Source organism: Pseudomonas sp. XP2, assembly GCF_053557975.1.
Genome location: NZ_JBNRIK010000055.1, coordinates 1 through 12,204, shown reverse-complemented (window position 1 = coordinate 12,204; position 12,204 = coordinate 1). Strand labels below are relative to the sequence as shown.

Sequence of the window (12,204 nt, the reverse complement as noted above, 5' to 3'; positions counted from 1 at the left end):
GGAAGCGGTGGCCGGCATCGTTGTAGTCGATGGTTTCGGTGCCGCCGACGGGTGTGCGCACGGTTTTCAGGCACACTACACCACGCACCTTGTCGTAAGTGAGCCCCCAGCTGGCCTTGTCGTCGCTGGGCAGGACGATGGTATGCGGCAGGCGAACCGCGGGGGTGAAACGCTGGTCGAGCTGGAGCGTGTAGGTCGCCAGGGCGGTGCCGCCTGGGCCGGATCTGGGGTGCAGGGCAAGGATGATTTCAGCGCTGGTGTAGTTGATGGCCAGCAGCTCGAGCCCAGTGTCGTCCTTGATGCCGGTCAGGCAAGGGGCCCCCTGGAAATTACTGTAGCTAAGGGTGATGCCATGGCCCGAAGGCGCCTCGACCCGGGTGGGCAGAGCAACGCGGTTGTCGCTGGGGCCTTGCAGTTCCAGCAGCTCGATCAGGCCGGCCTTGTGCTCTACGCGCCAGCCGCTGCCGTGGTCGTGGAAGTGGAAGCTTCTGAGCTTGCGTTCCTTGAATACCTTGCCGGTGCCGTCACTGGCGTCGCTGCCTGTGACCTTATAGCTTTCGCCGGTGTGCAGGTGCAGCAGGTTGCTGGCGGGGTCGTACTGGGTGAGGTTGAGTGTCCAGCCCATGCCGAAGCCCGAGTCCTGGGTGTTCATCGGGTTGAAGCCGATGTGCAGGGGCAACGACGGGCCGCTGAGATTGTTGGCGGCGAGCTCCGGCAACTCGATGCCCAGCGTGTATTGGCCGGTGCGGGGGTCGACGCTGTTGTTGATGAAACTCAGGAAGTTGAAGGCGTTTGAATGCAGCATTGATTTGGTAGTCATGACCAGGTCCTTGAGTAGGAGGACCCACCCCGCTTGGCGAGGCGGGGACACATCATTGAGCAGACCACTCCAGCGTGTTGCGACTGTCTTCAATGCTGGGTTCAGGGAATCCGATACGCAACCGATGCCGTGTTCCATCCTGATCGTAGAGTACGAACATCAAAGGCTTGTCCAGCATTTTTCTGTACTTTTTGCTTTCTTCGTCTGTCATATCGTCACTCCAGAAGGGCATGTCCGACAGGCGATGCAGCATGATCAACAATTCTCCCGGCCCTGGCTCTTTGCCTGCGATCAGGTTTTTCTCTATTTTTAGGTAGGACAATTCCTTGGCCATTTGCGTCAGATAGCTGTCATCCTTGAGCTCGGCGACTTTCTCCGGTTGCCCCGGTTCCGGCAATTCCCTGAACGCATAGGACAGGTAACTGAAGAACACCTCATCCACCTGCTCGCTTTCCCACCGTACCGATGCCGCTGCCGAATCCTTGTCGACCCTGCACGTGGCGAACTTGATGTTTTTCCCTTTGAACCTATGCACCAGCCTCCAGTAATCGATCGATTCCAGCATGTAGCTGAATTCGTCCTTGGGCGCCCCATTGCCCGGGTCGTGAATTCTGCCCGCACCGTTGCGTACGCGCTGGCGGACAAGCTCGTAGTCGTCTGTTGAGGGACTATCGACGGGGGCGGCAGTGACGCAGACAAAGCCTTGTTTGTCACGGGAGTCCCACCAGGTGCCGTCATCAGCCTGGAACTTGGCATAGAACTCCTCCGTCGCGGCGACGCTGCTATGGAGCCAGAGTTCACGGGTGCTGCGTGTGGCTTCGGAACGCACTTGCGGCATTTCACTCTCTGTTACAGGACCGTACAGATTGAAACGGTTTCGCTTGACGCTTGTGGCCCATTTTGGAATTTCAAGCGGCAAGCCTTCCTGACCAGGTTCAAGGAACTCTACCTCGGAATTGCCGCTGCGATAGACCAGCCTCATGGTAGAGAGCTCGGTCACTGTAAGCGGAATGGGATATGTGACACCGCCCACACTGACCTCCTTGGGTTCAACCACGATTTCCAACGGTATCTGCTGCATGCCATTGGCCAGGCAGATGGGGGTGCCCTTTACGTTGATTTTAAAACCTTCGAGCTCTGTCCATCTGATAGGGGGCTCTTGGTAGGCGTGCTGGACAATCGCGTAACCGGTTTGCCGGTCATCGATATCGGCCATCACTACGCTGATGGGGGCCTGGGCCTGAATCGGCGGGTTATACACTCCGTCTTCGTTGATCTCTCCCTCACCAAATACCTTCCAGGTTGCAGCCTCGTGCCACTCAGCGGGCAAGCGGAAGGCAATCGGCGCGATGCCGGTCATCACAGGCACATGAAATGGCGTCACATTAAGTTGCTGGGGGTAGGCAAAGATGACCACGGTGGCAATATCGCTGGTAGTTGTCGCCTGGTCAGTGACTCGGATTTTCTGCAAACGCACTTCAGGCAAGTAACTCTCAGGATCGAAAGGTGTGAAAAGCCGCCCCGCAGGTCGCTCGGGATCCACGACCAGATCACCGTGCAACTGCCCATTGTCCGGGATCAGCTCCCAGCTCAAGTCGCCACCTGTTACAGCGCCGGCATGCAGCTTGATAGGGCCCATGCCAATACCCCAAGTGGCCACACGAGGGATCACGTTTACAGCTTGCCGGGATTCCACAACCAACCCCGTGCGTACCTGCTCCCCCGCAGCGGAAGAAAAACGCCCCGATACCAGCACCAATTGCTGATCGCGCTGGAACTTCTCAGTCCCCATCGCCTGGTAGGTCCCATCCTGCATGCTACCGGTCGCGAGTGGCTGATTGATATTGACTGCCTGCCATTGCGCCCTGACCTCGTTTCCCTCGTTGTCGATGATAAAATGTTGCGTGCTTTCCGGTAATAATGCGCTTTGCAGGGGCTCGACGAAAAATGACAGTGCAGTAGGCTCGATGCTGCCGAAAATCACATGATCCAGTGGGTCCTCGCGATCTACCATGCTCACCTGAAGCGCGTTGGGCAAAGTGAATTTCTGCAGAATGCCAGGCGCTTGCTGGTCATCGATAAAATGGCGCAACGGTGCCGCGATCAACGCCGTGGCGTTATAGGCAGGCGCTCCTTGCACGGTCAGGTCATCCGGTATCAGATACGGGTAGTCGTCAGGATTACCCGGCATCCTGCCCGGCTCGCTGTTGACACGCAGGTGGCAGAACAGTACGACCGCGCCGTTACCGTATTGGTCCGAATGCTTGTCGCCACCCTCAGGTGCCGGCTGGGTACGCACCTGGAAACTGCGCGGGCTCAATGGCCCATAATCGTTGAAATCCATCATCGCGCAGCTGTAGATCTGCCTGTAGGCAGGGTGCGACTGGATTTGCTCGCCCAGTTTGGCGCCGATCGCCAGCCTGGCGTCATCACTCAATCCCAGGTTGCAGCTGAACCGCTCCCCCTGCGAGAGGTCCAGCATCAATTTGCCCCTGTCGTCCACGCTGCCCACCCGCACACCCAGCTCAGCAGTCATTTCGAGCATCAGCCCCATGTCTTCACGCAACGTCTCACTGCGTAAAAGGTAGGGCGGGCTGCCAGGGGGATGGAAGGTGGAGGAATAAGTACCTGCCACAATATTGAGCCTGACCGTGGCCTTGGCATTGGTAAAGGTGGCACCTTCAAAGGAGACCTGCGGCGCGCCGAGTACGATATCGCTCAAAGTGACGTGCTCAAGGTCGCCGATGACCACCTCATCGCTGAATGGCAACAAGAAGCTAAGGTCATTGAACGCTGCCATGTATTGTTCCCGCAGCATACGGTTAACCTGGCCGCGGTCAAACGCCAGGATGGCGCCCCAGTCGAACATCACGTTGCCTTGAGCCAGACGCTGCAACAAAGCGGATTTGGGGTTACTTTTCATTGTCCGACCCTCCAGGCAAGGCTGCGTCTTCATCTTGTGCCGTCAGTTTCTCAACCAGCAATTCAGGCGTGAGGAACGGGATGGGTAATATGGCGTACGTCCACAGCCAGAAAGTTCTGTTGTCTTCAATTGCTGCCACCACCGCATAACGGCTCAAGGGTTGGCCATCGTTGGCTATCGGGGTATACAAACCATCCTCGAACGTACCGTTGCCAAGCACCAGGTACCAGGTCGTGTCTTCGGCAGGCACTTCGTAGTCATTCCCCTTGCCTGATCCCCAGAACTTCAACCGTATGCCGTTACCCTCAACATGGTGGGTGAACCAGTTGGTTTCATTTCGTAATGGCAGCAATACCGGAATCTGCTCCTGCCCATTGCCCGATTCCCTTGATACGTTAACGGTGTCAATTGCCAGTACCTCTGCCAGGTCGTCCTCAATACGCCAGGCGGCTGTAGCACGCAGACGTCGCCATTCGTCGCTCTTGCGCGTCCCCTGTTGAAGGCCACCAACAGGCGCCACGTAGAGCATGCTTTGCTGTACCGAGGGGTCTGGCTGAGGGTCTTCCTGCAATGAGCCCTTGGCATCGGAAGGGAGGGTAAACGTGACCTTTTCTCCATCGAGGGTCGCCGCCGATAACTTGAACTTGCCACCTGCAGCGGCTTGCATGACCATAGGTGCTACCGCAATGCTGCGAGAGGTGATACTGACCAAAGCTTTGCTGTAACTCGTTCCACGGGTGGCGGTGACAATGACCTTCTTGCCGCTGCGCAGCACGGCGCTGGCGGCCGGTGCGGTGTACTCGTTGGACGTGAACGACCCACAATCTTCACCCTCGTCACCGGGTAGATTCGCCACGCTCCATGTCACTGACGCGCCTGCACCAAGCGTGGTCTCGAACGTCCTCTTGCCTCCGGCCTCCACCAAGGTTTCGTTTGGCTCGATTTCGAACTCTGTGCGTGCCGGCGCAAGGTAACCAGGCAATGTCAGATCACCCGGAAAGCGCACAACCGATGGCTGGGCAGACTCCTTGCCACTGCGGAACAACAGGCCATTAAGGCGGAATGCATCGATTTCCGTTGCCACACCAACAATGGTTTCGATCGTCTTGTCGAGGTGCTCGGCCAAGGCTTGCTCGCCGAAGTTGATGAAGAGCTCCAATGCAAAAGGGTGGCCTGCATTAGCCGCCAACGCTTGATCGGGCCACATTTTGCTGCGAAGGCTTGGCTTCGCCCTCAACTTGAGCGTCAACTGGCCAACGTTGTCGCCGGCCGTTTCCAGATGAAACGCGTACGAGGCCTTGTATTCCCAACGGTAGGACACCATGCCCGAGCGCGTCTGCTGGCTCCCGGATCTCACCTTGAAGGTGGCGGGCGCCTTCGCTAGGCCAAACCACTCAAAGTCCAACGTTTCGTCACTGGCCTTGACTTTGAAGTTTGTAAAGTCGTCTTCGTCGCTGCTGCTGGAAAAATTCAATAGCAGCCCCTGCGGGAATTCAATTATTTCAAGTACATCAGTATCACCTTCAACGGGAATACTCAAAAGCCCCGCTGTCGCCTGAATACCGGTGACGAACGTTTCACCCTCACCGCCTGTATACGTGGCCTTGAATGGTTCAATCACGCGTTCCAACCTTTCAAACCCAAAAGACACCAGCCGTTTGATCAGAAACTTGTTCCCGAGCAACAGGTTCATCGTGTAAGGGGTTGCCGCATCAGGCAGCAGATAATGCATGTTTTCATCATCTGCAGGGATGCCAGCATCGGAGTTATTGCTGCCTTTCATTGTGACGAAAAGCAGAACTTCCCCTTCGCCGTACTGGTCGGAGGCTCGTACTTTAGCAAGCGGCGCAGCATGGGTTCTGACCCAAAATTTCTCCGGCTGCAAGAAGTCGCTATCCTTCATCGGCATCTCAGTGAGCACGAAAATCCTTTTGGCAGGCTCCCAGCTGTCGAAAATAACTTTGTATCGCTGGCCACCGATCAGGTTTTCCTCATCGGTGTCGGCAAAACTCAGATAAAAGTGCTCAGCTTTCTGCAAATCCAGAGACACCGTCCCGGCCTGGGACACTGACCCTGGGCTGGCGTCCAGTGAAATCCTCACGTGCAAGGCTGGGCCATCGAGTGAATCGGCCTCTTTTACCCGAATCAGCTTCTTGACTTTGGCTCCAATGGACCTGGTCAGGGTCAATTGCTTACCGGCGGTGATACGCATGGTCAAGTCCGCGCGTGAATGCGCAATACTTGAGTTTTCAAACGATAACCGCGGCACATCCAGCGTATGATCAACTACCGCTTCCCACTGCGCCCCCGGGGTAATCGTGGTGGTAAATGACAGCGGTTCAAAATAGCTGTTATTGTCAAAACGATCGATGTACTCCTGAAGCAATAACCGGTTGGCGCGAAAACGATCGTACGCCAGAATGGCATCATACCCATACGTGCTCGGTTTATTTTTCAGATACGTGACAAATTCTTCCAGCGTTTCTTTGTTTTTCATGATTCCACCTATGGCATTTAGCGGCATACGTGCGCGCCCCGTCACTTTCGCAATGTCATTGACGTCGGCGTGAAGAGTGTCCAGTTATCACTCCCCCCTTGGCCCTCGAAATCAACACTGACGTTGAATTCAAGTGGCGAGTTATCATCCAGATTCTCAAGGGTCTCTTTCAGCAAGATCGCGTTGATGACACCCTTGTCCACCTCCTCTTGAGTCACGGGGGAATTACGAATGGGATAAGGCCTGGGTGAGCCACCGGCGACGCCCAGCAAGGTAATGACCAGGTGTTGCCCCGGACTCATGAATGGCCAATTGGGCAGTGTCAGGTCCGCGTGAGTACCTTTGATATCTTCTACGTACAGGTCGGTGTCCCTGCGCGGGCTGCACTGCACCGTGGGGTATTTATCCCGGGCCAGGGGAAGAATGCGCAAATTTAACTTCTTGGACTCATGCCCCACGGGCGCTATCCTGTAGTAAACCGGAAACCGCTTTACACTGGTTTCACCCTGTTCCATGTTGGCTGCCACCGCCGCCGGGGGTATATTCAAAGGTTCTGCGGGCACCGTCCCAAAAGGGAAGACAAATGTTTTATTGCCTAATTCGGAGCGCCCCTGCCAATAAACTTCCAGGGTTTCGCCCTCCCTCAAGGTGACACCGGACAGGTCGATATAAGCTCCCGCCGTTGCGTTGCCCGCAGGCAGCCTTGCATTGAACTCACCCTCGCCACCCTCACTTTCCGCGAAAAATACTTTCAAAGGGGCATCCTCACGGCGAACAACCAATTCAACCTCTCGCACGGTCGCGCTGTAGGCAACACCTTCGCGAGCGACCTGATAGCCCAGCCTGATGCGGCCCAGCCCCTTCAACTTGTCTTTTGCCAGATTGAATACAATCACCCCGCTTTCCAGGCTGCTCAAGTCAACGCGCAGTTGCTGTTCACCCCATTCATCATTGAAGTGCAGCAACAACCAATCACTCACCATGAGCTCTGCATTGGGGGGCACGCGCAATGTCAAACCGTCGGGGAACAGTTCCGGGTCGAGCAGGCCGCTTTCATAATTATCGATGTCCAGCGCCGGCAGCAGGGGTGGCGTATCAGGCACCTTATCGACCTGGAATGTCTGGGTCGGCGACTTCAAACGTTTCGGGGGGGCGGCAAATTGGATCTCATAATAAACTTCGGCGTACCCCTTTTTTATGAAATCGAAATAAGAGGATGGTACATTCCAACTCAAGACCTGCCCGACGTGCTGTGCCTGCACGTCGATAAGTTTTGACCATGTATCATCTTGCGTGCCGTCACTTTCATATCCCACGAATGTCAGCGTCACTTTGTCTGCCACTTGCATGGCTTGATACGCAGGTACCAGGAAAGTGGCACCCGCACTGCCCAGCGAGTCCGGGTCAATAAACAGATTGTGTGACTTCGGCGCCTGGGCCACCGGCATATGCTCAAGGCGATGCGGGCGCACCCCCACGAAGCAAAAAGCGCGCATCGACTCCTCCAGCGCCGGAAACGTAGGCTGAAAAGACGCAAATGCGTAGCCGTCGGCAGCCGCCACGACAAATGCATTGGACAAACTCACTGTTGCCCGTTTTGTCCTGGGGTCGAAGTTGTGATCGGCGATATCCACATCCCCGGAAAAACCGACTGCGTTACCGAGTTTGTCGGCACCTGTCCAGTTAAAGACTATCAGTTGACCTACGGCGATACCGTCATAGGTTATAAAAACGTTCAGGGCCTCCCCGCCCAACTCATCAAGGTCAATTTCGTCATAGGGTGTGAGGCCTTCGATTATCGGGCGGGGTGGGCGATCTGCGCTGTCGCGTTCACTAGCAGTATTCTCGGTCATGGCTTCGACTCGGCATCCGATTTACGTTTGCCCACACGCTATCGCCTACCTAGCACACTGCCTACTAGCAGAAATAACAGGTCGGCATCGTCGGTCGTGTTGTGTCACCTCGCACTTACGCACCCCACCTCCCTATTATTTTTGCCAGGTGTTGCAGGCGCTGGCGCTCGCTAGACTCGATCTGCACGCAGGGCGCCATCACCAAGGTGACGTTAATAACACTACAAAATACGTAGGCGCGAGCCATGCTCATACGGGCTGCGGCTCAAGACTGACAAGCACGCGGCCGCGAGGGTGATGAGCGCTCAGACCAGTGGTTCTGTTGCACATAAGTCGGGGCAGCTGGAACAAGCCATCAATTCCCATGCATCCCACCGCCGGTAGATACCGCGAGCATCAACACGTCGCGAAGTGCGATAACCATGAAGTATTTGTGGCATGTCTCATTCCGGCAACAACCAGTACTACTGAAGCCTACTCTTCTGAGCAAAACCACGAGGTTTCATCATGTCGAACCCACTCAAATACGGAATCATCGCTTTACCCCTGTTGCTGTCCTGCCTGCCTCAAGCGGTACAGGCAGCGACGCAGAACGGCACAATCCTTATACGGAACAAAGACTACGAGCAATGCTCACTGACTGTGCCCGGTGAAGGCTCAGGCAAGCTTACACAATATGAATTCAATCTTCCGGACTCGAGCTGCAAGAATATAAAACCACGCACAATACAATTTGATGGCCTCCCCAGCGCCGCGACAATCCTGATTACCGATGGCCTTGGTTGCGACTTGGAAGATGCCAAGTTCCGACTAAAACTTCGCACTACCCGCCGCGTAACATCCATGCCCGCCTTCGAATTCGAAGACTTGGTTTCATTCGAAAACCACATCGCACCCGGTGTGCTAGTGCTTGAAAAAGACTTCACGCAAGACAGCGACGCCCGGGACAGCACTGCTTGTATCCGTATAACGACCTCGCCAGCCACCAAGCGCCCTGATCCTATACCCGCAACGCAGGTTAAAGAAGCCGCATACTTCGTGGATCCAAGGGAGCAATTCACATGCGGCTTACACGAGGTGATCACGGCGCGCTTACATCGGGGCGACGAAACGGATGGCCGGACCGCCTACATATGCGCGACCTTCAAGCAGGCTTCAACTGATCTCTTGATAGGGCCTCTCTCCTGGTCCAACAAAATCATCGAAAGCAGTGGCACTTACTATATGTGCCCTCCAGGAAAGGTCATGGTTGGCCGCGATCACTGGAATGACGAGAATGGTTCCACCACTTATGCCTGTGCCTCACTGAAAAACGGGAGTAAAGATCTGGAAATTATATGGTCTGACGGGTGGTCCGCACCACAAGGAGAGCATGAGAGCGGTTTTGCCTGCCCGACCGATAGCTTTCTGGTAGGGCGCTATCACGATGGCGATGAAGAAGGCCCTACCCGCTACCGATGTGCAACTGCACAGTGAATATTGAACTGAACTATCAAGACCATCACCCCCAACATGGAACGTCTGGTGAGGGACTTCAACCGCCCCGGCAGATCAGAAAATTGAATTTCATGATAAATTCAGCGCCCCCCTTTTCGCTTAGCATACGCACTGGATACTAGCAAAAAAACAATAAGTCGGCATCGGCAGTCTTGTTGTGTTACCTCGAGGCCGCCCACTCCACCTACCTAGTATTTTTGCCAGGTGTTCCACGCGCTGGAACTGGCTAGACTCGACGTGCACTCTTTTTTTCTAGCCAATGAGGACCCGCTCATGAACAGTAAATGGCCCGCACCTGCGGCCGCAGCGTTGCTGCTACTGCTGTGCAACTCTGCCGTTGCAGAACTTGCAATCATCGATCCTAATGAAATTTCGCCCCCTCCGCTAGTGGAGTTTCACCATGACTTTAAGTGTAAACCCGGCAATGTAATGGTGGGGCGTGTTCGCTTGGAAGACAAAGTTGGGTACGTATGCGGAAGTGTTACTCAAAGCGGGGAGGTGCTCAATACCTACAATGAAATCAAAATTATTGCAACAGGCGCTCTCGCCAACTGCCAGAGTCCGAAGATCATGACCGGGCGTGGCCGAGACATACTTGACGCCTCAAACTACTGGATACATTGCGCTGAAGTCAGAGACATCTGGGGCCAACCATTGACCCCCTCTCATACCAGCACCCGGAAATTCAAAGAGCCTGACCACGGCATGCAATGCGCTGCAAATGAAGTACTTTCGGGCATGGCGCTTTCCAGTGACAAGGAAATGGAGACTGAGTACTACTGCAGCAAACTGTTCTGACCAAACATCCGAGGTTTCATCATGTCAAGCGCACTCAGACTCAGCATCATTGCTTTACCCCTACTGCTGGCCAGCCTGCATCAAGCGGTGCAGGCAGCCACACAAAACGGCACAATCCTTATCCGGGACAAAGACAATGCGCAATGTTCACTGACTGTTCCCGGCGAAGGCTCAGGCGAACAGGTAAACTATGAATTCAACTCTCCCAACACCTGGTGCAAAGATATAAAGCGACGCACCATACAGTTCGATAACCTCCCATCTTCCGTGAACATCCTGATTACCGATGGCATTGGTTGCAACACAGAGGATGGCAAGTTTTCGATGGAACTTCGCACCACGAGGCGCGTGACGTCCACCCCCGCCTTCGAATTCGAAGACTTGGTTTCCTACGAAGACAATACGATCATCGCCCCGGGTTTGATGATGGTTAAAAAAAGAAAAACTCAAGACAGCGACGCCAGGGACAGCACTGCTTGCATCCGTTTAATTACATCGTCACGCACCCCTCTTCGCCCCACGAATCAATACAGTGTGAATGTAACTGAAAACGTGGACTACTTCACTAAATTCACATGCGGGCTTCACGAGGTGATGCAGGGGCGCAAGGTAGAGGGCGAAGTGCAAGATTATACCTGTGCGAGATTCCAGCTAGATTCAGCAACTCTCACGGTAACAGATATATCTTGGTCCGATATGATCACCGAAAATGATGGGGTTTACTTTATGTGCCCGCCCGGGAAGGTCATGGTTGGCCGCCATCAATCGCTTTTTACTTACCAACGCACCACTTACGCCTGCGGCGCACTTACAAACGGCGTCAACAATCTAAAAATTCGATGGTTCGACGGTTGGTCTGCACCACAAGATGAGAATGAGAGCGACTTTACCTGCCCAGAGAATAGCTTCCTGGTAGGGCGCTTTCACGATGGCGGTAGTGTCGGCCCTACCCGCTACCGTTGTGCAACTGCACTTTGAACCTGGAGCTGAATTGTCATGACCATCACCTCAAACACAGCGTCCAACGCCTTCAACTTCCTGAGTTTCGTCAATAACAGCGTCGACCCCCGCACCGGCCAATACACGCTGGGCATCGAGTTGCCGGAGCTCGCCGCCAACAATCTCAGCGGCCCGTCGTTGCCCCTGCACATCGGCTTCAACCCGATGAACACCCAGGACTCGGGCTTCGGCATGGGCTGGACACTCAACCTCACCCAGTACGACCCCGCCAGCAACCTGCTGCACCTGCACACCGGCGAAAGCTATAAGGTCACAGGCAGCGACGCCAGTGACGGCACCGGCAAGGTATTCAAGGAACGCAAGCTCAGAAGCTTCCACTTCCACGACCACGGCAGCGGCTGGCGCGTTGAGCACAAGGCCGGCCTGATCGAGCTGCTGGAACTGCAAGGCCCCAGCGACAACCGCGTTGCCCTGCCCACCCGGGTCGAGGCGCCTTCGGGCCATGGCATCACCCTTAGCTACAGTAATTTCCAGGGGGCCCCTTGCCTGACCGGCATCAAGGACGACACTGGGCTCGAGCTGCTGGCCATCAACTACACCAGCGCTGAAATCATCCTTGCCCTGCACCCCAGATCCGGCCCAGGCGGCACCGCCCTGGCGACCTACACGCTCCAGCTCGACCAGCGTTTCACCCCGGCGGTTCGCCTGCCCCATACCATCGTCCTGCCCAGCGACGACAAGGCCAGCTGGGGGCTCACTTACGACAAGGTGCGTGGTGTGGTGTGCCTGAAAACCGTGCGCACACCCGTCGGCGGCACCGAAACCATCGACTACAACGATGCCGGCCACCGCTTCC

6 protein-coding genes and 2 pseudogenes are annotated in these 12,204 nt (G+C 55.4%); 4 read left to right on the top strand and 4 right to left on the bottom strand.

Annotated features, from left to right (window positions below; genetic code table 11):
- The 4 genes and pseudogenes from ACK1VC_RS28695 to ACK1VC_RS28680 all read right to left on the bottom strand — a co-directional run.
- A pseudogene (locus ACK1VC_RS28695) lies at positions 1 to 820 on the bottom strand (sugar-binding protein); the annotation flags it as partial.
- Between the two features lie 52 nt (positions 821 to 872).
- A complete protein-coding gene (locus tag ACK1VC_RS28690) occupies positions 873 to 3,743 on the bottom strand; it encodes a hypothetical protein (RefSeq protein WP_191087400.1) in 2,871 nt (956 codons plus the stop codon).
- Entirely contained in the window at positions 3,733 to 6,240 is a 2,508-nt protein-coding gene (locus tag ACK1VC_RS28685) for a hypothetical protein (RefSeq protein ID WP_191087399.1), read from the bottom strand. Before ACK1VC_RS28685 ends, ACK1VC_RS28690 begins: the two co-directional genes overlap by 11 nt.
- A 41-nt stretch (positions 6,241 to 6,281) precedes the next feature.
- Positions 6,282 to 8,093 carry a hypothetical protein gene (locus ACK1VC_RS28680; protein ID WP_023048925.1) on the bottom strand — a complete coding sequence of 604 codons (1,812 nt, stop codon included), beginning with the start codon at positions 8,091 to 8,093 and terminating at the stop codon, positions 6,282 to 6,284.
- Between the two features lie 507 nt (positions 8,094 to 8,600).
- Between ACK1VC_RS28680 and ACK1VC_RS28675 the strand changes: the two genes are divergently transcribed.
- From ACK1VC_RS28675 to ACK1VC_RS28660, 4 genes and pseudogenes are all read left to right on the top strand, one after another.
- Positions 8,601 to 9,569, top strand: a complete 969-nt coding sequence (locus ACK1VC_RS28675; RefSeq protein WP_191087398.1) for a hypothetical protein — start codon at positions 8,601 to 8,603, stop codon at positions 9,567 to 9,569.
- A gap of 294 nt (positions 9,570 to 9,863) precedes the next feature.
- Entirely contained in the window at positions 9,864 to 10,388 is a 525-nt protein-coding gene (locus ACK1VC_RS28670; RefSeq protein ID WP_096425750.1) for a hypothetical protein, read from the top strand.
- Positions 10,389 to 10,409: 21 nt separating this feature from the next.
- Entirely contained in the window at positions 10,410 to 11,366 is a 957-nt protein-coding gene (locus ACK1VC_RS28665; protein ID WP_191087397.1) for a hypothetical protein, read from the top strand.
- Positions 11,367 to 11,384: 18 nt separating this feature from the next.
- A pseudogene (locus ACK1VC_RS28660) lies at positions 11,385 to 12,204 on the top strand (sugar-binding protein); the annotation flags it as partial.

Coding starts and splice junctions, on each gene's coding strand:
- ACK1VC_RS28690 (WP_191087400.1), bottom strand. CDS start 3,743: ATGAAAAGTAACCCCAAATCCGCTTTGTTGCAGCGTCTGGCTCAAGGC.
- ACK1VC_RS28685 (WP_191087399.1), bottom strand. CDS start 6,240: ATGAAAAACAAAGAAACGCTGGAAGAATTTGTCACGTATCTGAAAAAT.
- ACK1VC_RS28680 (WP_023048925.1), bottom strand. CDS start 8,093: ATGACCGAGAATACTGCTAGTGAACGCGACAGCGCAGATCGCCCACCC.
- ACK1VC_RS28675 (WP_191087398.1), top strand. CDS start 8,601: ATGTCGAACCCACTCAAATACGGAATCATCGCTTTACCCCTGTTGCTG.
- ACK1VC_RS28670 (WP_096425750.1), top strand. CDS start 9,864: ATGAACAGTAAATGGCCCGCACCTGCGGCCGCAGCGTTGCTGCTACTG.
- ACK1VC_RS28665 (WP_191087397.1), top strand. CDS start 10,410: ATGTCAAGCGCACTCAGACTCAGCATCATTGCTTTACCCCTACTGCTG.